Source organism: Aequorivita sp. H23M31 (assembly GCF_004022485.1).
GTDB classification, from domain to species: Bacteria; Bacteroidota; Bacteroidia; order Flavobacteriales; family Flavobacteriaceae; genus Aequorivita; species Aequorivita ciconiae.
Map to the genome: position 1 here is coordinate 713,696 of NZ_CP034951.1, position 25,454 is coordinate 739,149.

The 25,454-nt window shown below is 38.0% G+C and carries 21 protein-coding genes and 1 tRNA gene; 9 read left to right on the forward strand and 13 right to left on the reverse strand.

Translation table 11 applies throughout. From position 1 onward, the window contains the following. Nucleotides 1-87 precede the first annotated feature (87 nt). On the reverse strand, nt 88-933 hold the full coding sequence (locus EI546_RS03180) for a DUF2911 domain-containing protein (RefSeq protein ID WP_128249188.1): 846 nt from the start codon (nt 931-933) through the stop codon (nt 88-90). Nucleotides 934-1,721: 788 nt separating this feature from the next. Between EI546_RS03180 and EI546_RS03190 the strand changes: the two genes are divergently transcribed. Beyond that, nucleotides 1,722-3,026 (forward strand): cryptochrome/photolyase family protein, encoded by a 1,305-nt coding sequence (locus EI546_RS03190; RefSeq protein WP_128249189.1) that lies wholly within the window; start codon nt 1,722-1,724, stop codon nt 3,024-3,026. 116 nt (nt 3,027-3,142) lie between these two features. Beyond that, a complete protein-coding gene (locus tag EI546_RS03195; protein WP_128249190.1) occupies nt 3,143-3,730 on the forward strand; it encodes a hypothetical protein in 588 nt (195 codons plus the stop codon). A gap of 6 nt (nt 3,731-3,736) precedes the next feature. Here EI546_RS03195 and murA read toward each other — a convergent pair whose 3' ends face one another. The 3 genes from murA to EI546_RS03210 all read right to left on the reverse strand — a co-directional run bounded on the left by murA (nt 3,737) and on the right by EI546_RS03210 (nt 6,108). Further along, nucleotides 3,737-5,050: a UDP-N-acetylglucosamine 1-carboxyvinyltransferase gene (gene murA, locus EI546_RS03200; protein WP_128249191.1), complete on the reverse strand. Its 1,314-nt coding sequence runs from the start codon at nt 5,048-5,050 to the stop codon at nt 3,737-3,739. A 17-nt stretch (nt 5,051-5,067) separates the two neighbouring features. Next, a complete protein-coding gene (locus EI546_RS03205) occupies nt 5,068-5,736 on the reverse strand; it encodes a DUF4290 domain-containing protein (protein WP_410198314.1) in 669 nt (222 codons plus the stop codon). 81 nt (nt 5,737-5,817) lie between these two features. Then, entirely contained in the window at nt 5,818-6,108 is a 291-nt protein-coding gene (locus tag EI546_RS03210) for a DUF493 family protein (RefSeq protein WP_128249192.1), read from the reverse strand. Nucleotides 6,109-6,460: 352 nt separating this feature from the next. Between EI546_RS03210 and EI546_RS03215 the strand changes: the two genes are divergently transcribed. The 5 genes from EI546_RS03215 (at nt 6,461) to EI546_RS03235 (ending at nt 11,062) form a co-directional block, all read left to right on the forward strand. After that, nucleotides 6,461-7,006, forward strand: coding sequence for an AAA family ATPase (locus tag EI546_RS03215; protein ID WP_128249193.1), 546 nt, complete (start codon nt 6,461-6,463; stop codon nt 7,004-7,006). Further along, nucleotides 7,003-8,901 carry a RecQ family ATP-dependent DNA helicase gene (locus EI546_RS03220; protein WP_128249194.1) on the forward strand — a complete coding sequence of 633 codons (1,899 nt, stop codon included), beginning with the start codon at nt 7,003-7,005 and terminating at the stop codon, nt 8,899-8,901. The genes EI546_RS03215 and EI546_RS03220 overlap by 4 nt, the downstream gene beginning before the upstream one ends. Nucleotides 8,902-8,906: 5 nt before the next feature. Next, the gene (fmt, locus tag EI546_RS03225; protein ID WP_128249195.1) at nt 8,907-9,857 is read left to right on the forward strand and encodes a methionyl-tRNA formyltransferase; all 951 of its coding nucleotides are present in this window, start codon (nt 8,907-8,909) and stop codon (nt 9,855-9,857) included. A gap of 181 nt (nt 9,858-10,038) precedes the next feature. Continuing rightward, the gene (locus EI546_RS03230; protein ID WP_128249196.1) at nt 10,039-10,311 is read left to right on the forward strand and encodes an HU family DNA-binding protein; all 273 of its coding nucleotides are present in this window, start codon (nt 10,039-10,041) and stop codon (nt 10,309-10,311) included. Between the two features lie 190 nt (nt 10,312-10,501). Beyond that, complete coding sequence (locus EI546_RS03235; RefSeq protein WP_128249197.1) at nt 10,502-11,062, forward strand: YqgE/AlgH family protein; 561 nt, start codon at nt 10,502-10,504, stop codon at nt 11,060-11,062. On the opposite strand, the gene EI546_RS03240 is transcribed toward EI546_RS03235, so the two are convergent. The 4 genes from EI546_RS03240 to mqo all read right to left on the reverse strand — a co-directional run bounded on the left by EI546_RS03240 (nt 11,059) and on the right by mqo (nt 15,380). Further along, the gene (locus EI546_RS03240) at nt 11,059-11,904 is read right to left on the reverse strand and encodes an aminotransferase class IV (protein ID WP_128249198.1); all 846 of its coding nucleotides are present in this window, start codon (nt 11,902-11,904) and stop codon (nt 11,059-11,061) included. The two genes, EI546_RS03235 and EI546_RS03240, sit on opposite strands and share 4 nt — an antisense overlap. A 54-nt stretch (nt 11,905-11,958) precedes the next feature. Beyond that, nucleotides 11,959-12,345, reverse strand: coding sequence for an START-like domain-containing protein (locus EI546_RS03245; RefSeq protein ID WP_128249199.1), 387 nt, complete (start codon nt 12,343-12,345; stop codon nt 11,959-11,961). 427 nt (nt 12,346-12,772) lie between these two features. Next, nucleotides 12,773-13,732: a thioredoxin-disulfide reductase gene (gene trxB, locus EI546_RS03250; protein ID WP_128249200.1), complete on the reverse strand. Its 960-nt coding sequence runs from the start codon at nt 13,730-13,732 to the stop codon at nt 12,773-12,775. Nucleotides 13,733-13,829: 97 nt separating this feature from the next. Then, nucleotides 13,830-15,380 (reverse strand): malate dehydrogenase (quinone), encoded by a 1,551-nt coding sequence (gene mqo / locus EI546_RS03255; RefSeq protein ID WP_164905156.1) that lies wholly within the window; start codon nt 15,378-15,380, stop codon nt 13,830-13,832. 494 nt (nt 15,381-15,874) lie between these two features. Between mqo and EI546_RS03260 the strand changes: the two genes are divergently transcribed. Together EI546_RS03260 and EI546_RS03265 are read left to right on the forward strand one after the other, a co-directional pair. Then, nucleotides 15,875-15,948 (forward strand) — tRNA-Pro (locus EI546_RS03260). A gap of 575 nt (nt 15,949-16,523) precedes the next feature. After that, nucleotides 16,524-16,922 carry a hypothetical protein gene (locus EI546_RS03265; protein WP_128249201.1) on the forward strand — a complete coding sequence of 133 codons (399 nt, stop codon included), beginning with the start codon at nt 16,524-16,526 and terminating at the stop codon, nt 16,920-16,922. 322 nt (nt 16,923-17,244) lie between these two features. Here EI546_RS03265 and EI546_RS03270 read toward each other — a convergent pair whose 3' ends face one another. The 5 genes from EI546_RS03270 to EI546_RS03290 all read right to left on the reverse strand — a co-directional run bounded on the left by EI546_RS03270 (nt 17,245) and on the right by EI546_RS03290 (nt 25,449). After that, nucleotides 17,245-18,915: a hypothetical protein gene (locus tag EI546_RS03270; protein ID WP_128249202.1), complete on the reverse strand. Its 1,671-nt coding sequence runs from the start codon at nt 18,913-18,915 to the stop codon at nt 17,245-17,247. Continuing rightward, complete coding sequence (locus tag EI546_RS03275; RefSeq protein ID WP_128249203.1) at nt 18,912-20,504, reverse strand: hypothetical protein; 1,593 nt, start codon at nt 20,502-20,504, stop codon at nt 18,912-18,914. The genes EI546_RS03270 and EI546_RS03275 overlap by 4 nt, the downstream gene beginning before the upstream one ends. A 229-nt stretch (nt 20,505-20,733) precedes the next feature. Continuing rightward, the gene (locus EI546_RS03280; RefSeq protein ID WP_128249204.1) at nt 20,734-21,432 is read right to left on the reverse strand and encodes a M48 family metallopeptidase; all 699 of its coding nucleotides are present in this window, start codon (nt 21,430-21,432) and stop codon (nt 20,734-20,736) included. Continuing rightward, the gene (locus EI546_RS03285; protein ID WP_128249205.1) at nt 21,432-24,563 is read right to left on the reverse strand and encodes a type I restriction endonuclease subunit R; all 3,132 of its coding nucleotides are present in this window, start codon (nt 24,561-24,563) and stop codon (nt 21,432-21,434) included. The genes EI546_RS03280 and EI546_RS03285 overlap by 1 nt, the downstream gene beginning before the upstream one ends. 154 nt (nt 24,564-24,717) lie before the next feature. After that, complete coding sequence (locus EI546_RS03290) at nt 24,718-25,449, reverse strand: DUF3800 domain-containing protein (protein ID WP_128249206.1); 732 nt, start codon at nt 25,447-25,449, stop codon at nt 24,718-24,720. Nucleotides 25,450-25,454 lie beyond the last annotated feature (5 nt).

The window sequence follows — 25,454 nt, forward strand, 5'->3', positions numbered from 1 at the left end:
AGTCACTACCCTTTGTATTTAAAATGTCAAAGACCGTTGCCAATGGCAACGGTCTTTGAAAAATTATAATAGGAAATAACCAATTGATTACATGGCTCCCCACTCTTTCAATGATTTTGTATTTAATGCTACGTAATCATCATTGCCTTTTTCTTTTGCTAGTTTCAGTGATTCCTTGGCCGCAGCAATTGCACCTTTCTTATCACCTGCCTTAGCGTAAATCAAGGACTTTTGACGCAATTGATAGAATGCTGGCTCCTTGGTCATCTCCATAGCTTTATCGATCCATTCCTTTGATTGCTTCATATCTTTATCGGCTTCAAAATAATAAACGGCTGCAGCGTAATAATCACCTGCCGTTGGGCCGTTCATTGCACGATTTATACTCGCAGAAACAATTTTATCGGTATTAAATTTAATTGGAACCCCGACATAGGTTTTATCCCAATGGATACCCAAGGTTGCTGAGTCGTTTTTTAAATCATCAATAGTTATAGTGAAAGTCTCTACGGGAACAGTAATTAACGCTGTAGGAACGTTCACTTTTGCAGCAACTTTTGAATCGTCCCATTTTTCTGGCGCTCCCCAATTATTGGTATCCGTATAGAAATACACATCCCAATTTGAAGCTCCAGGTTTGGTGAATATGGCATAAGTTCCCGCCTTTACTGCTGTGTTACCTATTTCTACATCGTCACTAAAGGTTACTTTGGTATTGGCATTTGCCCCTGTTCGCCATATTTTGTCAAAAGGAACGAGGTTTCCATATATCGATCTTCCCTTCATTGATGGACGGGAATATTCCAGGCTTACGTCCGTAAGTCCAACCTTTTGTTCGATCTTTTGCGATGGGCTTGCCTGTGGGGTTTGAATTTGAGCCTGTAGACCGAAAGTCAAACTTAGGGCCGAGAAAAACATAATAATTCTTTTCATTGTTAGGGTTTTAGATTTTTTACGAAATTACTATTTGGCACGGTCCAAATGGTTAATGAAATATTAAATATGAATGACCCGTGACTTTTGCAAGTTGGATGTAAATATAATGAATCAAATTTACACCTAAAATCGTTAATAATTTGTTTATATTAATATAGATATGATTAAACAAACTATCTTTAAATAAAAACTTTTGTTATGATTAAGGCAATTCAAAAATTATTCGCTTCCGCTACCCAAAAACGGGCTAAGGAGATTCGTACCTACAGGCTTCTTCAAATGAACAGAAAACTTTCTTTTCGCAGTAAGTAGTTCGCTGTATGAAAACATATAATCTTGGGCTAAACAGAAATTATCTATTTCGCTGGAGGATGCTTGGTCTTTTTTTTATAATCAAGCACTCTTAAGATTATTACCCCGATTATATAGGTTTGATTTTCATGGAGGCGATCGTCTGATGTTCGAGGGTCAAATTACCGAATACATCGTAACCCCTCTTATGGGATTTAAGACCAAATGGGTCACCGAAATTAACCATTGTATGCATCATCAATATTTCGTTGATGAGCAGCGATTTGGGCCCTATTCTTTTTGGCACCATAAACATTTCATCAGGGAAATTGAAGGTGGAGTCTAAATTGAAGACCTATTACATTACAAATTTTCATTTGGGATGCTCGGAAATTGTTTTGTCCTTTTTCGATTGACCAATACCTGATCAAATTTTTGAATATTGTAAAAACAAGTTAATTGAAACTTTTTATATTCTCTAAAATCCTAGCAATTTGAAAGAAAAAACCAATGTCTTTTGGTTCCGGAGGGATCTGCGTTTAGAAGACAACGTAGGATTTCATAAAGCGCTTCAAGGAAAACTTCCCCTACTACCCATTTTTATTTTTGATTCTGAAATACTGGACGAACTTCCAAAAACCGATGCTAGGGTAAGTTTTATTTATCAGACTATTCAAAAGATAAATCATGAACTATCAAATTACGGTAGTGGCGTGGCTCTTTTTTACGGGAGGCCAGAAGATGTAATAAAAGAGATTGTTTCTCATTATAATGTACAGCACGTTATCTGTAACCGAGATTATGAGCCTTACGCGAGAAAAAGAGATAACCAAATTGAAAAACTTCTCTCCACCAAGAATATAGGCTTTACTACTTATAAGGACCAAGTGATTTTTGAAAAAGAAGAAATTGTCAAAAACGACGGCGATCCCTATATAGTCTATACACCTTATATGAAACTTTGGAAACAAAATTTCGCCATGCTTAAAGGGTTTAAAAAATATAATTCGAAACCCTTTTTAGGCAATCTTTTTAAAAAACAAAAACTCCCTAATCTTTCACTAGAGCAAATGGGATTTCAGGAATCTGAAATTAAAGTTCCGCCGTTTGATATTAGCGAGAATCTTATTTCGGAATATAATAATAAACGGGACTATCCAGCAAAAGACGCCACTTCGCATTTAGGTCCTCATCTTCGTTTCGGCACCGTTGGTATCCGCCAAGTTATGCAAAAGGCTATTTCGGCGTACAATGAAGTGTTTTGGCAGGAACTTATATGGCGCGAATTTTTTATGCAGATTTTGTGGCATTTTCCCCATACAGGGCAAGAAGCTTTCAAAAAACAATACGACAGGATTGAATGGCGAAATAACGAAAGCGATTTTGAAAAATGGAGGCAGGGCAAAACCGGTTATCCATTGATTGATGCCGGAATGCGCCAATTAAATACCACGGGTTATATGCACAATCGTGTACGGATGGTAGCGGCAAGTTTTCTTTGCAAACATCTTTTAATTGATTGGCGCTGGGGCGAAGCCTATTTTGCTGAAAAATTATTGGATTATGAAATGTCCAGCAATGTTGGAAATTGGCAATGGGCAGCTGGAAGTGGTGTGGATGCAGCTCCCTATTTCCGAATCTTTAATCCAACAACGCAAATTGTAAAATTTGATAAGGACCACCAATATATCAAAGAATGGATCCCTGAATTGGGTACAGAAAAATATCCTGAAAAAATGGTTGAGCACAAGGAAGCGCGAGAGCGATGTCTTAAAGTTTATAAGGCTGCACTTGCTTAGTATCTCCCCTTGAAACATTTGGGCAGTGTTAAAAAAATTCTAAAGAAGATATAAATTTATGCCACCCTGCACAATTTTGCTACTCTTGCACAGTTTAATGACATCAAACAGATACTATGAAGAAGATTTTGACTTTTGTCCTACCACTCTTTTTATTTTCCCTGACTTTGACGGCCCAGGATTCCATCCAAGTACATAAAAACACCTTAAATAATCAAATGATCGATGCTTTTGACAAAAGCAATAGTTATCAAGAATATAAGGTTATAAAGAAAACCCAACTCGCTACACTGAAAAGAAATATTCTCGATTCAGTTTCAAATCTGGATAAAAGAATTGCCTCCCAACAAAGTGATCTGAAACTTCAAAGGCAAGAAATAGATTCCTTAAGCAAATCTTTAAAGGATACCCAAGAAAAACTTGCCGATTCAAAAGAGAAGGAAGATGGAATCCAGATGTTTGGCATCCTTACCTCCAAATCAACTTACAATGCTATTATGTGGTCTATAATCTTACTCTTGTTAATTATAGGCGGGATATTGTTTTATAGATTTTTAAACAGTCACAAGGTCACGAATGCCGCGCAGTTGAAAATGGCAGAAATGGAAATAGAACTTGAGGACCACCGTCGAAATAGTTTGGAACGCGAACAAAAACTTCGGAGAAAGCTACAGGACGAAATCAATAAAAACAGGAAGGTTTAAATAAGCTTACGGCTCGGTTCTAGTAATCTTGGCTCCAATGGCCTGAAGTCTTTCCACAATATTTTCATATCCCCGATCAATCTGCTCAATATTATGGATAGTACTATGTCCTTCCGCAGATAGTGCCGCGATTAACAATGAGATTCCCGCTCTGATATCTGGAGAGACCATAGTGGTCGCCCTTAAATTGGATTGGAAGTTGTGCCCGATTACCGTAGCTCTATGTGGATCGCAAAGAATAATCTTCGCTCCCATATCGATCAACTTATCCACAAAGAACAACCGACTCTCAAACATTTTTTGATGTATTAGAACACTTCCCTTTGCTTGGGTGCACATTACCAAAACAATACTCAAAAGATCTGGAGTAAAACCAGGCCAAGGAGCATCTGCAATGGTTAAGATAGAACCATCTATATAGCCCTGAATTTCATATTCTTGGTGAGCAGGGATATGGATATCATCTCCTTTTTTATTGAGTGTAATTCCGAGTTTTCGGAAAGTTTCAGGAATAAGCCCCAGGTTTTCCCAACTAACATCCTTAATAGTTATTTCGCTTTGGGTCATGGCGGCGAGACCGATCCAACTTCCTATCTCGATCATATCGGGCAAAATGCGATGGGAACAACCATGAAGTTCTTTTACACCTTCAATTACCAATAGGTTTGATCCTACTCCGGTAATATTGGCACCCATAGAATTGAGCATTTTACAAAGTTGCTGAATGTACGGTTCGCAGGCAGCATTATATATTGTCGTGATTCCCTTAGCAAGAACAGCCGCCATAATTATATTGGCGGTTCCCGTTACCGATGCTTGATCCAAAAGCATGTATGCTCCGTGCAATCCATCGGGTGCTTCAACTCCGTAAAAACGTTCTTTCTTGTTGTAGCGAAATTGGGCCCCAAGATTAATAAATCCCTGAAAGTGGGTATCCAACCTTCTCCTACCAATCTTATCACCACCAGGACGCGGAATATACCCTTTGCCGAATCTTGCCAGCAGAGGACCTACAATCATAATCGATCCCCTTAGCGAACTTCCGTCCACTTTAAAAGCTTCAGATTCCATATAGTCCAGATTGATATCGTCTGCGATAAATGCAAACTTTCCCTTTCCAAGCTTTTGGATTTTTACTCCAAGATTCTCGAGTATGGAAATTAATTTATTTACGTCGAGAATATCTGGAATATTCTCAATAACAACTCTTTCAGAAGTTAATAATACCGCACAGAGTATCTGAAGAGCCTCATTTTTAGCTCCTTGGGGTATAATTTCCCCTTTAAGGCTGTGTCCACCCTCAATTTGAAAAGTTCCCATAAATATTTTTTGAAATCTTAGTGACGTTTACGTCCTCGGTTACTGCTACTGGACTTATGCCCTTTTTTACTGGTATTGGTGGCAAAACGCTTTTTGGTCTTCATTAAATCCGTAGCATCGCTCAAATCCTCGTCGGCATTCATCAAGTTTATTTTTCCTCCAGAGAGCTCGTGAAGGTGTTTAAAAATAACATCATCCTCTACGGTATCTTTATTCCAGTTTAGGAAACACTTTTTCATATGGTTTGCAATGGTAAGAATCAAACCATCCTTCTTATCACCATCCTCCCAACTGTTTGCCACGTCTATCATGCGCTTTATATTATTGCCATAAAAGCGATATTTCGGAAAGTTCTGTGGATACCCTAAAGGATCAGGTCTTCCCGCAAGTTCCTCCTTTGAGGGAATAGGAAATGGAGAGTCCACGTCTAGTTTAAAATCGGATATAATAAAAAGCTGGTCCCAGAGCATATGTTGAAAATCGGGCACATCGCGCAAATGCGGGTTTAGATTTCCCATAACCGCTATAATACCCTTAACTGTTTTGTTCCGCTCCTCACGATCTTCCAAGGCCACGGCATAATCTACCATTTTCTGTATATGACGTCCGTACTCGGGAATGTTTAAATGGGGCCGTTCAGTATTGTATTCTAGGTTATAATTCAATTGTCCTACTTCGTGTGTCAAAATTTTATAGTTATTGGAGTTGGAGAAGTTATATTAAATAAGGAAGAAGAAAAGTTCCTTAACTGCTGCAAAATAATAAAATTATAAAGAAATCACGCCCTCGACGCTGGAAACTTCAATATATTTTTTTACAATCTGTTCGGGAGAGTCCATAACCACCATTATAGAAACACTCGTATAATTTCCTTTAGCGGAATCCCGTGTATTTATTTCAGCGTTAAGACCATCGAATATAGATTGAATTTCTGCAATCTTTTCAAGTTCTGCCGGAACAATAAATTTGAAGAGATAAGGAGATGGCCAAGTGGTATCCTCCGCTAACTGTTTTTTGAGTCGTTCATAGAACTCTTTTGTTTTCTCGTCTTGTTCCATTAAAAGTTTTGGCTTTGTGGATACAAATATACACTTTCAGCATCGATTTTAATTTACTTACTTTGTATAAATTTCTATTTTGACCATTTTTTTGGATATTTTTAAGGAAGTGTCCTTGGCATATATTCTTTTATTATTAAAAACCGTTTACATTTTTCGATTCAATACTTTTTCTTGTTCTGAAGAAGCGAAAATATATCGCATTTCGGAACGTCCGGCGTAAATGAAACTTCGGAATTCCCTTATAGAGTTATTTTGAATCGATCTATATATAATTTTATTTCCCGTTCCAAGATTTTGGGATATGATCATTATTTTATTTTTTTGCTTCAAATTCTTAAACAGTTAACTTTTGGATACAAAACGAATCGTAATTACCGGCGGACCGGGTTCCGGGAAAACATCATTGATTAAGTTTTTGGAGCAAAAGAAGCATTTTGTTCTTCACGAAGTTTCCCGTGAGGTTACTTTGGAAGCTCAAAGACTAGGAATAGACCAATTGTTTTTGACGAATCCAATTCTTTTTAGTAAAAAACTGTTGGAAGAAAGATTGAAGCAATTTCATGAAGCTGAAAACTTTACCGCACCTATCCTTTTTTACGATCGTGGAATGCCTGATGTTACGGCCTATATGGATTTTTTAAATATCCATTATCCCGTAAATTTTTCCAATACCTGTGAGAAATATAGATACGATAGCATATTCATCCTTCCTCCGTGGGAAAAAATATATGAGCAGGATAATGAACGTTACGAGTCTTTTGAACAGGCTGAAAAGATTTTTCATTTCCTTGGGGAGAGTTATAAGGGCTATGGTTACAAGGTTCACAATGTACCCTTTGGCACATTGAAGGAAAGAGCCGATTTTATACTCGATTTTCTTAAACATACGCCTTGAAACCTATTAGAGACATCCTGCTTGAATATTGGGGATATCCTTCTTTCAAGCCTATGCAGGAAAGAATAATAACCTCCGTTCTGAACGGTAAGGACACCGTGGCCCTACTTCCCACGGGTGGTGGCAAGTCTCTGTGTTTCCAAGTTCCGGCAATGACTATGGAAGGCATTTGCATCGTAATTTCACCCCTTGTAGCATTAATGGGAGATCAGGTTAATGCTCTAAAGGAAAGGGGAATTAAGGCTTTAAAAATTACCGGAGGAATTTCCTTTGACGAATTAAATACTAGCTTGGACAACGCCCTTTATGGCAATTATAAGTTCCTTTACCTGTCACCTGAAAGGCTGCAGCAGGAAATAGTCCAAAATTACATACGGCAGATGAAAGTCAATCTTATTGCTGTGGACGAAGCCCACTGCATTTCGCAATGGGGAAATGATTTTAGGCCGGCATATAAAAACATTTCACTATTAAGAAAAATCCATCCCTTGGTGCCCATTATTGCACTCACGGCCACGGCAACTTTAGAGGTTTTAGAGGACACCATTGCAGAACTAAACCTGGAACTTCCAGCTATTTTCAAAAACTCTTTTGTTAGAGAAAATCTCTCCTATCAGGTTTATAAGGCGGAGGACAAATTGTATCGGGCGGAAAAACTTTTGAAAAACAATTCCGGATCGGCCATTGTTTACGTAAGAAGTAGGAAAAGTTCTGTAGAAGTAAGTGACCAGCTGAATACTTTGGGAATTTCTGCAACACATTATCACGGCGGATTATCGACCAAGGAAAAAGCCGAAAAACTGAAATCGTGGCGTGGCGGCCAAGTTTCCACAATGGTGGCAACAAATGCCTTTGGAATGGGCATAGACCATCCCAATGTACGGTTTGTAGTCCATCTGCAAATACCAGAAAGCACGGAAAGCTATTTTCAAGAGTCGGGGCGCGCAGGTCGTGACGGTGAGTATGCCACCGCAGTTTTACTATTCAATGAATATGATAAAATATATGTAAAGAAGCAGTTTATAGAATCCTTACCAAACACCAATGATCTTAAAAAGATATACCGTCATCTCAACAATTATTTTCAAATACCTTATGGTGAAGGGGAATTCACCAAGCACAATTTTAGCTTTTCTGAATTCTGTAGGATGTATGGCCTTAATTCTATTTTAGCCTATAATGCCTTAAACAGTTTTGACCGTTTGGGAATTATTCAGTTATCCCAGGAATTTGGGAGAAAATCGACCATGCAATTTCTAGTTTCCTCTGAAAAATTATTATATTATTTTGAAAAAGATATGGCAACCTCAATAATTGGAAAGACAATTCTCCGAATATATGGGGGAATATTTGAGATGCCAACCTCGATAAATCTGGATTTGATTGCTTCAAAAACCGGACAATCTATTGAAAGGGTTATTTCCGCCCTTAAAAAGATGGAAAGGGATCACGTTTTGGAAATGATGCTCCAGACCACTGATGCACTCCTAACTTTTCTATTGCCTCGGGAAGACGATAAAACAATTAACGTAGTGTCACGCGAGGTGGAAGCTTTAAACCGAAAAAAAGTCCTTCAGGTGAATTCCATGTTGCGGTACATTGAGAACAATGATATTTGTCGAAGCATACAATTGGTCTCTTATTTCGGTGAAACTACGGCAACCAAATGTGGGATATGCTCAGTATGCATTGGCGGCACTTCCAAGTTGTCAAGAAACGAAACCAGAGAAATTGCAAATCATATACTAGCATTATTGGAAGGCCGCGATTTATCATCAAGGGAAATCTCAGAAAGACTTAATTTTGCCGAAGAGCATACCCTAAAAGTAATTCGATTGTTGATGGATGCCGAAAGAATTGGTATGACTCCTAAGAATCAATTTTATTTAATTTAAAAAGAATGTCCAAAGATTTAAGAATTGTATTTATGGGAACTCCCGACTTTGCCGTGGGAGTACTAGAGAAAATGGTAAATACGGGATCACAAATTGTTGGAGTGATCACGGCTCCCGACAAGCCTGCAGGCCGTGGAAGAAAAGTAATGACGTCCGCTGTAAAGGAGTTTGCCCTTTCCCATAACTTAAAAGTCTTACAGCCAACCAATTTAAAGGATGGCGCTTTTCTAAAAGAATTGGAGGAATTAGAAGCCAATCTCCAAGTAGTAGTTGCCTTCAGAATGCTTCCAAAGGAAGTATGGCAAATGCCAAAATATGGAACTTTTAATCTTCACGCTTCACTCCTACCTCAATATAGAGGTGCGGCACCCATAAATTGGGCTATTATTAATGGTGAGGAAAAAACTGGGGTTACCACCTTCTTTATCGATGAAAAAATTGATACAGGTGCAATTATAATGAATAAGGAAGTTGCAATCGAAATCCATGAAACTGCCGGAAGCCTCCATAATAAACTTATGGTAGCGGGAGCGGATTTAGTTGTTGAAACCTTAAAATTGATAGAGAGTGGTTCGGTAGTACCCAAAAAGCAGCCTAGGGATGCCGATAATAAGGAAGCACCCAAACTCACTCCAGAAAATACTAGAATTGATTGGAATAAGACCGTAGATGAAATAGATTCCTTTATAAGGGGCCTAACTCCCTATCCAGTAGCTTGGACCATTCTTAAAAATAATGGAGAGGACCTCAAGACTAAAATCTATGCTGCACATTTTACGAAAGAAGATCATAAACTGAAGCCCGGAATTGTGCAGTCTTCAAAAAAAGAGCTTAAGGTGGCATGTTCAGATGGATATATTTTAATTGATGAAATTCAATTGCCCGGAAAACGCAGAATGGACATTTTTTCACTTTTGAACGGTTATTCATTCGGTGAGGATGCGAAACTTGTCTAAACCCTTGTCAGCATTGATTTCGGTAAATTCCGCCCTAACGGAGTTAGGTTTATTAACAAATGCTCGAAGTTATTAACAAAATCCTCTATTTAATGCGCCGTTTCTTGCTTGAACCGATAATCCTTATAAATTTGTAGAGCAATTAATCGAAGTTTAACCAACAATTTAATTTAGAAGAATTATGAACAAATCAGATTTAATCGATGCAATGGCAGCAGATGCCGGAATTACTAAAGCTGCTGCTAAGAAAGCACTAGAGTCTTTCTTGGGCAACGTTGAAAAATCCCTAAAGAGTGGAAATAGAGTATCTCTCGTAGGATTTGGATCTTGGTCAGTATCAAAAAGAGCATCTCGTGATGGTAGAAACCCACAAACTGGGGAAACCATTAAAATAGCCGCAAAAAATGTGGTTAAATTTAAAGCTGGATCAGAATTACAAAACAGTGTAAACTAAATATTATCAATATTTTATCACTGTAAAAATCCTTCTTTTTCAAGAAGGATTTTTTGTTTTTACAAAATATTTGAGGAAGCGGCCTTTGTTTTTAGATTTTTATTTCATTAAAAGTAATTTTAATTTCATTTGTATAAATTTTTGGCATTTTAAAATTTAATCCTTAGTTTTAATTTATCAAAAAGAAATTATGACCATATTAAACCCTGCAAAAGGACTTTTACTGGTCGCCGAACCCTCTATTATCGGTGATGTATCCTTTAATCGTTCCGTAGTACTATTAGCGGAATACAATGAGACGGGCTCAGTGGGTTTTATTCTGAACAAACCCCTCCCCTATAAATTGAAAGATTATGTTCCTGAGATTAATTCTAACCTGCCCGTTTACAATGGTGGTCCGGTAGAACAGGATAACTTATATTTTATTCACTGTATCCCACATATAATACCAAATAGTATCGAAATTTCAAACGGAATCTATTGGGGCGGGGATTTCAACGCTATTTTGGATTTACTCAAGGAGAACAAGCTTAAAAAGAACCAAATCCGTTTCTTTCTAGGATATTCAGGTTGGGAAAGCAACCAGTTGGAGCGCGAACTCGAAATAAATAGCTGGGTAGTAGCACCAAACAACTACAACGACACTATAATTGGTAAAACAGATGTCAATTTCTGGAAAGAAAAGATGATGGAATTTGGAGGAGATTATCTCTTATGGTCCAACGCTCCCGAAAATCCCGCACTCAACTAATTCATTCCCGCCCGCAAATTTATTTTCGGAAGTAAGATTTTTCCTAAATCATTGCCATATTCCTTCTTACGATATTTTGTTATTGGTACAATTCCCGAAATAACATTGGTTATATAAATCTCGTCTGCTTTTTGTAATTCAAAAGGTGATATAGATTCTTCTACCATCACAAATTCTGGCAAGGTATTCATAATCGCAATCAGTTGTTTTCTCATAATCCCATTCAAACAACCGTCGGAAAGAGGCGGGGTTTTTACCGTATTTCCAGAGACTAAAAACACATTACCATTTAGCGCTTCTACTATTTGTTTGTGTTCATTTAGCAAAAAGCAATTGTCGTACGCATTCTCTTCAGCATAAATGCTGCCCAGGATGTTTATAAGTCTATTGTTGGATTTTATAGTGGAAAGCAGACCGGAAGAAATAAAATAATCTTTAAACAGTTCCACTTCACAAGCTGAATCTTTTAAGATATAAAATGGATGATCCAGTTTTTCTAATGAAATGGCGTATTCAATTTCCCGGGAAGCAGGGGTATATTTACCTCCCTCTTTTCGCCAAACAAGAATTTTGACTCGAAATGAGCTGTTTTTTTCCACCGAAGTTTCCAATGTCCTGAGAATTTCAGATTCCAAAAATTCCATAGTAAAGTTCATAGGAATTTCCATTCTTAGAATCCGCATCGAGGACATCATTCGGAAATAATGATCTTCCCAAAAGAAGATTTTACCATTTAAGGTACGTATAGTTTCAAATACTGCATCGCCGTAATTTAGACCACGATTGTTTAATGCAAGAGTTAGGGCAGATTCCGGAAATAGATTTCCATTGATATTAACCATAAAAAAACCGTCCTTTAATGGGACGGCGCGAAGTTACCATATTTTAGGGTTATTCTAGGTAGAACCGAGAACCTGTTTTAGGTTGGAAATCATATTTTCCCAAAGCATTTTTCCTTCATCAACCTCATCTTCTTCGGCAAAATCTGTTACGATAAGAGACACGTCTTTTGTAATCTCATCTACCTGAATACGGAGTTCAAAATAGGAATCCTTTTCTTCGTCCTCAATCCAGCGGAACTTGATGCGTTCAGGACTTTTTCTACTTAGGAGACGAGCTTTCTCCTCGCTTCCTTCCCAGATGAATGAAAAATACTCATCTCGTGAATTCACATTATCTGCATACCATTCCGATAGTCCGGAAGGAGTGGAAATGTATTGGTATAATAATGAAGGGGAAACCTGAATAGGAAATTCCATTTCGTATTTAATCTTTTCTTCCATAGTAATCTCTTAGATAGTGCCCAATATATAGATATTAATTTTAACTCCAAATGGAATATTTCAAATAATTTCAAAATACGGGAAAAACCCTATATTTAAAGAGTTTTTTGCCAATAAATTCCCAACAAAATGCTTGGAATTGGTAAAATGGTAGCTTGAGAAGATGATTCAAAATAAGTGCCTCATATAATTTACCGGGATATTATGAACTAAAACTATAGTCTCCAATCTCTACATTAAGTCTCGGTGAAAATAGCCTGAATACGAAGTCCACAGCTGCTGTTCGGAATAATAATGTAGCATCGCCAAGGCAGCGCACTTGGGGATTTTGATTCATATAAAATGGATACTATCCGAAAATGATAGAAACATTTATTTATAATTAGTGTTCAATTTCAAATCTGAAGTTATATAGTTGGAGCTAAACTTATTCCTCTTCAGTTTCGATGGTGGCAAGATAACGCTCGGCATCCAAAGCCGCCATACATCCGGTTCCAGCTGCGGTTACCGCCTGACGATATTCACTATCCTGAACATCTCCGCTAGCAAATACACCAGGTTTATTGGTTTTTGTGGATTTGCCTTTTGTTATTAAATAACCCGTTTCATCCATATCCAACTGACCTTTAAAAATCTCGGTGTTCGGTTTATGCCCAATCGCTATAAAGAGTCCGGTAACTTCAATCTCCTTTTTTTCTCCAGTTTGGTTGTTTACCATCCTAATTCCTTCAACAACCTGATCTCCCAAAACCTCATCCACCTCGGTGTTGTAATGGACTTCCAAATTTTTGGTATTGTTAACTCGGTGCTGCATGGCTTTTGAGGCTCTCATATAGTCCTTACGCACTAGCATAGTTACCTTGCTGCATAAATTTGCGAGATAGGTCGCTTCTTCCGCTGCGGTATCTCCTGCCCCTACTATAGCTACTTCCTGATTTTTGTAGAAAAATCCGTCGCAAACGGCACAAGCAGAAACTCCGCCACCACGCAGTCTTTGCTCACTCGGCAAACCTAAATATTTCGCTGTAGCTCCTGTTGAGATAATAATTGTTTCGGCTTCTAGTTTGGTGGTATTGTCAACCGTTACCTTATGGATTCCACCAACCTTATCGCTCAATTCCACTTCGGTAACCATACCGATTCGCACTTGGGTTCCAAAACGTTCCGCTTGTTGTTGAAGTTGAACCATCATCGTTGGTCCATCGATTCCCTCCGGATATCCCGGAAAGTTGTCAACTTCCGTAGTTGTTGTCAGTTGGCCGCCAGGTTCCATTCCAGTATAAAGAACGGGTTTCAGATCCGCACGTGCCGCGTAAATAGCCGCTGTATAGCCCGCAGGACCCGAACCGATAATCAAACATTTTATTCTCTCGATTGATTCACTCATGATATTCTCTTCAATATTTTTAGAAACGGCAAAAATACTAACTTTTAAAGAAATGGGGATTCAATTGTTTAGAAGTATTTTAAGCAGTTATGGGTATTTAACGAAGTAAACTTTGAGTTGATGTTTCATCCATCGAAGTGCGAGAGAAGTATGGTGCATTGATTTCCAGAATTTGGGAGCATTTAGATCTAAGTTCTTCAAATTTCGCAAGGTTGCTTTCCAATTCCTTATTCCAAAATGGAACCATTTCCGAGAGTTTTTCTTCCCATTCTTTTGAATGTGCTTCGTTAGGAAAGGCTATCTGCAGAACTTTTATCATTATATCCACAGCAACCGACGCTCCCGGGGAAGCGCCTAAAAGGGCAGTGATTTTACCATCCTTGGAGTGGACAACCTCGGTCCCGAATTCAAGGATGCCGCCCTCTTTTTTGTCACGTTTGATAATCTGAACACGCTGTCCCGCAACTTTCAGTTCCCAGTCTTCACTTTTGGCATTCCTTACAAACTTTCGGAGTTCCTGCATTCTATCCTCATGGTCCATTCTTACCTGTTCTATCAAATACTTGGTAAGCGGAATATTGTGCCAGAAAACACCCCACATGGAAGGAAGATTATCAAATTTGATGCTTTTAAATAGGTCAAGATAGGATCCTTCTTTTAAGAACTTGGTACTAAACCCAGCGAAAGGTCCAAAAAGAAGCTCTTGTTTTCCATCGATATGGCGCGTGTCCAGATGGGGCATCGACATTGGGGGAGCACCAACCTCCGCTTTTCCATAAACCTTGGCGTGATGCTCCTTAATAACTTCAGGATTCTTGCAAATTAACCACTCGCCACTGACGGGAAATCCACCATAACCATCCTTTTCATCAATCTCTACTTTTTGAAGCAAGGGCAGCGCTCCCCCACCCGCACCAATAAATACGTGTTCGGAGTCACAATAGAACTTTTCCTTAGTTTTCCGATTTTTTATTTTAACCAACCATTCGTCATTCTTGCCAGGATCTACGTCCTTTACGATGTGTTCGGTATAAACGGGAGTTTCAAATTGCTCCTCTAATACTTTGTAGTAAGTCCTTGTCAGTGTTCCAAAGTTGACTTCTGTTCCGAATTCCATTCTGGTGGCAGCCGCTTTTTCCGCTCTGTCTCTTCCTTCAATCATTAAGGGAATCCATTGAGCCAATTCGGAAAAATCTTCTGAAAATTTCATACCCGCGAACATGGGATGCTTGGTCATTTCAGCCACCCTCCTTTTCAGAAATTCAATGTTTTCTTTTCCCGTTACCCAACTATGGTGTGGGACTGGATGGATAAACTTTTTAGGATTATCCAAATAATTATTCTCTATCAAAAAAGACCAAAACTGTCTGGATTTTTCAAACTGTGTACAAACTGCAACAGCTTTTGATATATCAATTGATCCATCTTCTCTTTCCGGAGTATAATTCATTTCACAAAAGGCTGAATGACCGGTTCCTGCATTGTTCCAGGCCGCGGAACTTTCCAAGGCAACTTTATCCAGCTTTTCTAAAATTAAAATTTTCTTGTTCTTATCAATAAGTTTTAGCATCAATGCGAGAGTGGCACTCATTATACCGCCTCCTACACAAATTAAATCATAATGTTCTTTTATTTTCTTTTTGCTCATTATGCTGCTTTTCTTCAAAATTAACCAATGAGATGGCGTATTGTACTTAAAGAAATATTAATACTTGGAATTTTGAAGCAATTGATAAACCGAATTTATTCATCATGCAATTTGCCCAAGTTTATAATTTGAGTATTTTTGCCAAGAATTAAATTCGGGATGTAGCACTTTACTTCGGCTTCGCTCAGTACAAGCTAGCTCAGTGTAAACCGCGCTACTTGAAGATTCCGATAGAAACAACCAGAGGTTTTGTTTAAAAAGCCTTGTATAAAACATCATTCGGGATGTAGCACTTCGGCAAGCTCAGTGTAAACCGCGCTACTTGAAGTGACCGAAAATAAATCACCAGTCTTTCTTATTTAATTAAGAAGGAATTTAAAACATCAATCGGGATGTAGCATTTCGGCAGGCTCAGTGTAAACCGCGCTACTTGAAGATCTCGATTTTAAAATACCAGTCGTGCTCATTTTAGCAGCACGTAATCAAACATCAATCGGGATGTAGCGCAGCCTGGTAGCGTACACGTCTGGGGGGCGTGGGGTCGCAAGTTCAAATCTTGTCATCCCGACAAAGTGGAAAATGATCCGGCAGGGCCGGGTCATTTTTTATTTGAGAAAACGTCAAAAGCAGAACTTTTGTAGGATTTTGCGAATAAAAAATGAGAACGCGATGAGTTTTCATTTTCCATTTGCAAGGAGGATTTATTAAGATCCTGTAAATCTTATAACGTTAAATGCATTGCTTTTGTAAGTAAATGGATATAAAAAATGAGAACGCGATGAGCTTTCATTTTCCATTTGCAAGGAGGATTTATTAAGATTCTGTAAATTTTGTAAACCTAATCAAGGCAAACACCATTTCACACCTAAGCCCTAAATCATACTGATATACAGGGTTTTCTTTCTGATGCATAGCAAAAAACCATTATATTTGGTCTAAAAATATCCTCTGGTCCTGGTTCCTCGCCAACGAAAAAAACTACGAACCATTCACACCCTTCCGAAAAGTGAAGGCAACCAATTATTATACTGGTTTCACCAGCATCTCCGTTACTACAGTCCTAAAATAGGATTTCAGTTAATTATCGCTATCAGTTCCAAAAAACCATCAACGCTTTCCTTTTCAACTTGTGGTGATTACGAAGTGCGGCAACTCATTTTAAACCTAATAGAATCAGCCCCGAAATTTCCCAACTGGATTATCTCAGCCACCATATCAACCCTATCTGAAGAAGACTCAGAATATTTTGAAAATGAATTCCGAATAAACAAAATTAACTTCAACGCATCCACCATTGAGATTTGGCCGCAACATATTGATCCAATCACAAATAAAGCAACTCTAGGAATTGTTCTCAATTTCCCAACCCCTCAAATTGACCCTAAAATAGTACATCAAACAGTAGTAGAAATATTAAAAGATACCCTTAGAGAAAAACACTATGAACGGTATATAGCAGACATCATTATCCACTCAGACATCCCGAAAGACGAGGCCCTCTTTGAACTATCTGAGCTAAAACAATATTTAGAAGACCTCTAATTGCGAGCGCCGCGAAGAAATCTGCAAAATGTTAATCTCGAATATGAATTGCTGCCGTCTGCTATTGGCTACTCCTAATGCCACAGACCACACCAGGGTGCCTGAGTGGTTTCCCAGGGTCGACAGAGTATGAGAAAATGTACCGAAGGCCATTATAAACCAAACTCCAATTTCTTTACACATAAAAATAACGTGTAAAGAATAACGAATTTTCTTTACATCTCGAATACTAAAACATCATTAGCAAGAAGCTATTTATGTTGTCCATAGTGATTAGGTGATAAGAAACCCTAATTCATTAAATAAAGTTGACGTTTATATCCTATTTGGATTTTATCAACGACCTCCAATAAATCGGAAACGGCTGTGCTCTATAATGACGACTTGCTAGATGACCCATAATATCAAATCCTTCTGTGAAGATGCTAAACTTATTTTCAGGACCAAACAATTCAATTTCTTCAATTAACTCAGAATGATAGTCTTCCATTTTCTCATAGACCTCTATTGAATGCTTAACAGTACCAGTATCTCTATCATAGTTTTTCCTACAAAAAAGGTATTCCGTTTCCTCGGTTGCAAACCAAATTTGAAGATTCAAATTGGGAAATTGATCTTTAATAATTTCTCTTAAAGCATTATACAGGGGTGCTTCATTTAAAACGACGGAATATTCAATTAAAATAGTCAACAGCATAGAGGAATCAATATCACAGACATCATCTCCGTTTTCTACATCAACAAGCTTATCAAAATTCGTGAGAAAAAGAGGAAAAAACCCGTTCAATACAAAATTATCATGGATGCCGACACCTAGATTGTTAATCCAAGTCTTTGCCACATCCGTATTACCCATTTTTATCAGAAAATTTAGAGCTAAGGCAACCTCGATATTAAATTCATCATAAACGGGATAACTGGAGGGTGGATTTTGCAGTATTAAAGCACTCAGAGCATTAGCAATTGAATATGCTCCTCTAAGATAAGTTTTTGCGTGCTCCTTATTCCCTTCCCTGTGATGAATTTGAAACTCTTGAATTTCCGTTAAGCCTATAGTAGAAAGGAATCCTATTTCTTCCCATACAGAAAAAGTATATTCCAAGTTGTTTTTGGAGTATTTATAGAGACTATGTGGTGTGGTATAATGGGTGTTTACTTTATTAAAATAATTAATCCCAATAGTTCTTTTTAAAGAATGTAGTTTATAGAATTCACTACGTGCGAACTTTTTATCGAGGTGCTTTCCTTTCTGAAGCCAATCCCAGGACAACAACATACACCTTTCGCTAGCCAATAGTGCAGGCTTTAAGTTATCTATTTCTTCAGACCATTTATATATAATATTCAAGCATAATCGAACCAGTCGTTGTTGTCGAAGAATTTTTTGTTTTTGCTTTTCTTCCTTTTGTAGAATCTTTCCAATCAACTCGTAAAAATGGGACAAATCATAATCAGGTAAATCTAAAAAAGCCAATGTCTTTCTCAAGTTAGATTGATATTCCAAAGGGAATAATTTTTCATTATCAAGATACACATCGAGCATTTCAGAGATCTTACCGATGCCCCAAAAAGTATATTCTAAATTATCCTCACTATTTTCGTTAATGTAGCTGCTCCAATTTATTTGTACGTTTTGCACAATTTCTCCATTAGTGCACACTACAATTTTTTTCGGCAGTTCTTTTAACTTTTTATCTAGAATGACATTTAGATAGGTATCCTTGATTTCGTTTAGCGTGGGCCTAACGGAATTCACTCCGCTATCCCAATTCGATCGGGTCAAATTCCCCTGTTTAACAGCAATCAGAAATACCTTTTTGATATTATCAGCGGGGTCAATTCCAACGGCAGCTATATCCACCCCATGCTGCCTACCCTTTTCAGGCTTGGACAATGGAGTTATTTTCATCCCTACCAAAAGATCGGTAATCAGGGTATCTAGTTCCCCATCTTCCTTTAAAAGACTTATATATTCGCTTAATAAAAATCTCATATTTGTCTCCTATGGTTCTGCCAAGTCAATCGCAATTTCTTTTGACCGATTGGATCAATAAACTCCCCTCTTGGTAACTCAGCACTTGAGGATACATTAGCTAGCTCCATCTGTTTAGAATATTGGTCCATATATTTACTAAAAGAAGATTTACCTGCTTTTAATTGAATGTTTTTAAGATACTTGAGAAAAGAATCATCATTTTTCTCGATCTCTTTAAAGGATTTATTGAATTTCTTATTTTGAATCTTATGTATGTATCTTAGTCTCATTTCCGATGGGAAAAATTCTTTCAAGGATTCCAGTTCAGAGTATGCAGTGTAATGTTTCTCCCCTTCTATAATTATAGCATCAATTATTCCTTTCAAATGAGGAACTGCATTTTTCCTTTTATTACGTAAATATTCGATCGTTCCATAATAATTGAAAATGATATATGCCACGAAAACCTGCTTCAAAAAGTTTACTGTAGTCTCGTCATTTAATTTGCTTTCAAGAATTGAATATACCATTGAAGTTGAGGTGTTTTTATCATATATATAACCTAGAATTTTATATGTAATATACTCCACATCAAAAACCGTCATCTCCTCGAGTAATTTATTTGAAATCTTCATCTCTGGAATATTCCTTATATGCTTGGCGCGCATTATTTCAAATACGGCAATATGAAAATTAGGATTGTCGTGATTCAGCCAGTTGGTAATAAGTTCTTCATATGTCTCTAAATCGTAACTGATAATAGAATTTACCAGATACTCAAATAGGTGTATATTCTTAGCGTTTGCTTTGTCATATGCAACCCATTTATTTAAAAAATTGATTACTATCTGAGGATGGCTTTTTGTTTTATCGCCAAGGGTATACGAAAGAATATTACAAGCGCCATTATATTCGATATTTAGAGAAGCTAATTTATCTAGTACTTCTATGAAAAATTGTTCTTCTTTATTAATATCCAGATTATATGATAAAAGATAAATCAATTCTATTTGGATCGCTATATCGGGTTCACTCCAAATTCTTCTTATTAAACCGTCAGCATTACTTATTACATCCCATTTATTTCTACATACAAACAAAATCGAAGGCCATATATTCTTGAACTCCTGATTTTGAAGGAATCTTTCGCATTCATCTTCGATAAATTCCAAAAATTCTTTATCGCGTTTTAATGATTCCGATTCAAATTGAGCTATAGATTGAAGGCCAATAATCATATTGGAGCTGTCACCAGTATGTATTAGCTCTTTAATCTTTAAAACAGTTTCTTCCCTTTCAGCTTTATATAATCCAGACAAAACTTTAGTTAGCAACCCTAATATTTTAGGATCATCTTGATTTAATATCTTAATATATAGATCATTTCCAAAATCAGAACTGGTAAATGAGGCTTTTTCAATACCAGTTAAAAATTCAATAAAGGTTCCATCGTTTTCTACTCTTTCCACAAGTGGAGTAAGGAAATTAAAAAGAATGTCCACATCCAAAGTCTCAAGATCTTTACAAAAATCATAATACTCTTGCCAAAAATCCCTTCTACTTTCTTTAGCATTGAGTCGGAATAAAAAATCTTCTTTTTTGTTCATACTATTTTATAAACCAAAGCCTTTTCCTCATAAACCCTATTCCTAAACATCTCTTGCGAAAACGCCTATTCTAAATTTATCTGTGGCTATTGTTATTCCTTAATTGTCTTTTCCTCCTAATCAAATCGGCAGCATACAAACTCACCAAAACTTTAGTTTTTTCGGGTGTCTTCTTAAGTATCCTGAGAGCTATCTTACTCCTCATAATTGTACATTTTTTAATTAACCGTCATGCCATCATCCTCTCCAACTTCTCCTTCCACTTCTCCCACCCAGGCATCTTCTCCCCTAACAATTTGTAAAACTCCTTGTTGTGGGCAGGAATAACCAAATGGCACAACTCATGGGTTATTACGTATTCAATACATCTGGCATTGGCTTTAATCAGCTCCGGATTCAAAATAATCTTCCCTTCCGCAGTACAGCTCCCCCATCGTTTCTTCATTCGTTTTATTTCAAAAGAACGTTTTTCGATCTCTTCCCGCTTAAACTTCTCTACAGCCAATTCCATAACCTGTTCAAATTTCCGTTTGGCAAGCCTATAATACCAAGCAGCCAACATCCGTTTCACCTTATCTTGACTAGGTGAAATAAGGGTAACCAACAGTTTACCCCCTGTAAGCTTGACGCTATCTTTATCACCCTGTTCAACCTTGAGCAAATAACGTTTTCCAAGATAAAAATGTGTTTCTCCTGAAACGTATTCCCGCGCAGGAGTTAGCGGTAAAAACGTCTCAAAATAGGCCTGTTGATTAACAATCCATCTGCCCCTATTCGCCACCTTCTTTTTTATATCCGCCATTGATGATTCCACGGGAGCAATCAAATGTACGCTGCTGTCTGGATGCACCTCAATAGCTAGGGTCTTTCGGGACGCTCTTTTTACCTTAAAATCAATGGTTTTAGAACCGTAAATTACGCTGTCCATCAATAGTTGTTTTTGGCCACCTTTAAACATTTGGCGAGTATGATATCTATTTCATCAAAATTTATTGACACCCCCAAGTCCTTTCGGTGCTCCATGAGATAATCCTCAATTTCATTTTCCATCTTGTTCTGAACATCCAAATTCTTCTTCCAATCCCGAATAGTCAGCTTTTCTATGATTTTTGTGATGTCAATTCCTGCAATGGCCAATTTATCCTGAATTCCTGCGGTTATTTTTTCCCCGTGCTTTTCGTTGATCACTTGGGCAATTGCACCAAATACAGCACGGGCTTCAGGACGGTCTTTCACTAAATCTGGGATTCCTTCTTGATATCCCTTATCAAAATCATTGCGCACCTTATTGATGCTTTCCAAGTATTCCTTTTCACTCATTCGCCCTTCGTGAAAATCGTTGATGGTCTGCTCAATCAGGTCGGAGAATTTCTTGTAATACGCCTCGTCCTTCTCCATATTTTCGGTAATCACCTTTTTCATTCGGTGTGCAATAAAATCCGCTTTTGATGCTGGGGTTTTGCCATAAGTTTCCAAAGCCTCTTCCACCATGTCCTTATCAAAAATGTTCACATCCTTGATAATTTCCATCACTTCATAAGCATTCACATAGGTATCCAATAGCTTTTTTACCCTGGGCTCGTATTCCTTATACGAAACAGCTTCCGCATACCGATACATAACCGAAACTCGAAGATTTTGCAATTTCTTTAGCTCATTTTTGTAAAAACCTATTTGCGAAGTGGTGAATTCCTCATAAAAAGTGTCCGATGCCATAGCCACTTGTAGCGTTCGTGCAAACTGCGACAATCGCTCATAAAATTCATCACGCACATCCTTTTGGGCTATACAGCGTTCCAAGGCCTCTATATCGTCCTTGTTCTTTACGCTTTTAAATATATCCCAAACCTCGGCATGGTGAATGGGCACTTTCCGCACCTCCTCGCTCATATCTGCCACCGCATTCAACAAATCATCTTCCTCAAAATCTTCCAAGGCACTGTATTCCGTCAAGGCCTCATCCAGTTTCCCCAAGACCCCCACATAGTCAATAATATAACCGTATTCCTTTCCTTTAAAAAGTCGGTTCACCCTCGCTATAGCTTGTAGCAGGTTGTGGCCTTTTAAGGGTTTTGCCAAATAAAGCAAAGTATTCACCGGCGCATCAAAACCAGTCAATAGCTTACTAACCACAATAAGCATCTCCACCTCGGTATCTTCTGGGTCAATAAACTTATCCACCACATAATTCTCGTAGGTATCTTGATCGCGGAACTGTTTCATCAAGCCTTCCCAATAGTTCCGGGAATCGGAACTCGATTCCTGCCAGACATCCTCATTGTCCTTCCGGCTATCGGGCGGGGTAAAAACCACTCGGGTGTTTATCTTTAATGCGGGATCTGTCTGCGTTTCAAAATACTTCTGGTATTTTATGGCTACATCAATCTTGGGCACGGCCAATTGTGCTTTTGCCCGGGTTCCCTGCCAGTTGGCGGTATAGTGTTTTGATATATCGTAGGCTATTTCCTCTACCACGCTATCGGATTCATATATTTTTGAAATTGAGGAAAATTTCTTCTTCAAATCCTTTTGTGCTTCCTCTGCTAGTGGTTTGGCCAAACGCTCAAATCCCTTGTCTATTTGCTCTTTGTTAATCTTTAACTTGGCGGAGCGGCCTTCGTATAGCAATGGTAAAACCGCACCATCCTTTACCGCCTGGTCTATGGTGTATTTATGGATAAAGCTCCCAAACTTACGGGCAGTGCTTTTTTCGGTTTTCATCAATGGCGTACCTGTAAAACCAATATAAGAAGCATTGGGCAAAATCTTTTTCATACTAGCGTGGGCAGTTCCGTAATTGCTACGGTGGCTTTCATCCACCAATACAAATATGTTTTGTGAGTCTTTTATTTTTACTCTGTTAGACGCCACTTGAAACTTATCTATAATGGTGGTGATAATTTCATTGCCTTTGTCCTTTAGTAATTCGGTTAGATGGCTCCCACTTTGTGCTTTCTCTACTCGCTTGCCACAATTTTGAAAGGTTTTATAAATTTGTTTGTCCAGGCTTATTCTATCGGTAACTATTACAACCCGCGGATTCGGAATTTCAGGATCCAACGCCAAGGCTTTTGAAAGCATAACCATCGTCAGCGACTTCCCACTTCCGGTAGTATGCCAGATAACGCCACCGTATCTATTGCCATCCCCATCCTTCTGTTTCACCCGGGCCATGGTGTCCTGTACCGCGAAATACTGCTGGTACCGCCCTATTTTTTTGATGGGGCCGTCAAAAACAATGTATTTGTAAGCAAGCTCCATCACCCGCTGCGGACTACAAAGCGATACCAAACTTTTATCTTGTGTGGTAGGTAGCCTATCTTCAGATAAAGCACTCCCCTTCGCTGTTTTTAATAACTTCTGAACCTGCTTTTCGTTCTCTTCTTTCCAAACACTCCAAAACTTGGCAGGAGTTCCTGTGGTTCCGTATTTCACTTCATTGGGATGCACAGCCACCAACAATTGCGCAAAATAAAACAAGCGGGGAATACCACCTTCCTTCCGCTGATTGCGCAACATTTGCGAAATAGCCTCGTCAATAGATTCGTTTTTGTCCCTTCGTTTGTTCTCTATCACTACAAACGGAATCCCATTGACAAACAACACCAAATCTGGACGGCGTTTCCCGTTAATGCCCTCTACCTCAAACTCCTCAGTGACATGAAAACTGTTGTTTTCTATATTTTCCCAATCAATATATCTTAAAGTAAACCCTTTGCTATCGCCCTGAATAGTCTCAGTAAAACTTTTGCCCAAGGTCAGCAGGTCGTACACTTTTTCGTTGGTGCGGGAAAGGCCTTCATCTGGTACCGACTTTAAGGCATTGATGGCCGCTTGTATGCTGCCTGTGGAAAATTTATAATCCTCCCCCTTATACTCAAAACTGTTTATCTTGCTTAGCTGTTTAGTCAAAATGTCCTCCAGCAAAACACTTGTAAATAAACCATCTCGCTCCTGTACCGCTTTTTCAGGAGTTATATAGTCCCAGCCTAACTTCTGAAGCAGATTCAGGGCGGGAGTTTGGGAATCTTGAGATTCGGTGTAGTTTGATACGGCCATTTATTCTATATTATTTCTCCCTTTGGGGAATTTCTATTTTACTGTTAAAAACATTGTTTTTACTGTTGATTAATACTAAATTTGTCATAGTAAAAAGGATTGGGCTTTTCCCGGTCGACAAGAAACCTAGGTTATATGCTTAGGTTTTTTGTTTTTAGGGGAACACCTTTATTCTTTTTATTTTTGATTCTAATATGTCGTACGCTCTGTTATTCTGATTAGGTCGCAAATATTGTAATCCTATCGGTCTAGCAGTCAAATCAGCCAGCTGTAAACCAGTTGAATTTGATCTTTTATCAGCAAAAACGGGTTCAAAACTTATTTTGTCGAAATTAAAGTTTTTCCAGCCCACTCGTTGCCCTCCGCTACAAATCCTTCGAAATTCCAACTCCAAAGCATCATCTTCTTTTTTACCTCTTTTTTCAAAAACAAAACATATATTGTCACCAGCATCATTATTAAAAACCAATTGTTTATAAATTATTTCCAGTCCAAACTGCATCCCTAGGTTATAGGGATTATTGGGAGATAAATATTTTTCAGTCAGCTTTTGTTTGTCAATAACAATGGCATAAATTTCAAAATTGATATTGACTATAAGTTCATTTAAATCATTAAGAAAGTTTTCTCTTAGCGCTTGATCAGTTCTTAAAAAACTGAAATCTCCTTTTTGTTTCCGTATATGGTGTTCGTGGAGGATTACTTGGTCGTGATTATAATATTTGATTTTAAAATCCTGAATTTTTGACACGCTATTGTGGATATATTCTTCAACCTTAAAGCAACAAAAAGATAAGACGAAAATGGGGTAGCCCGCATCAATATTTTGTGTGCCGTGGTCACCAAATTCGTCAACATAGATAATATAGTTCCCTTTTTTTATCATACCAC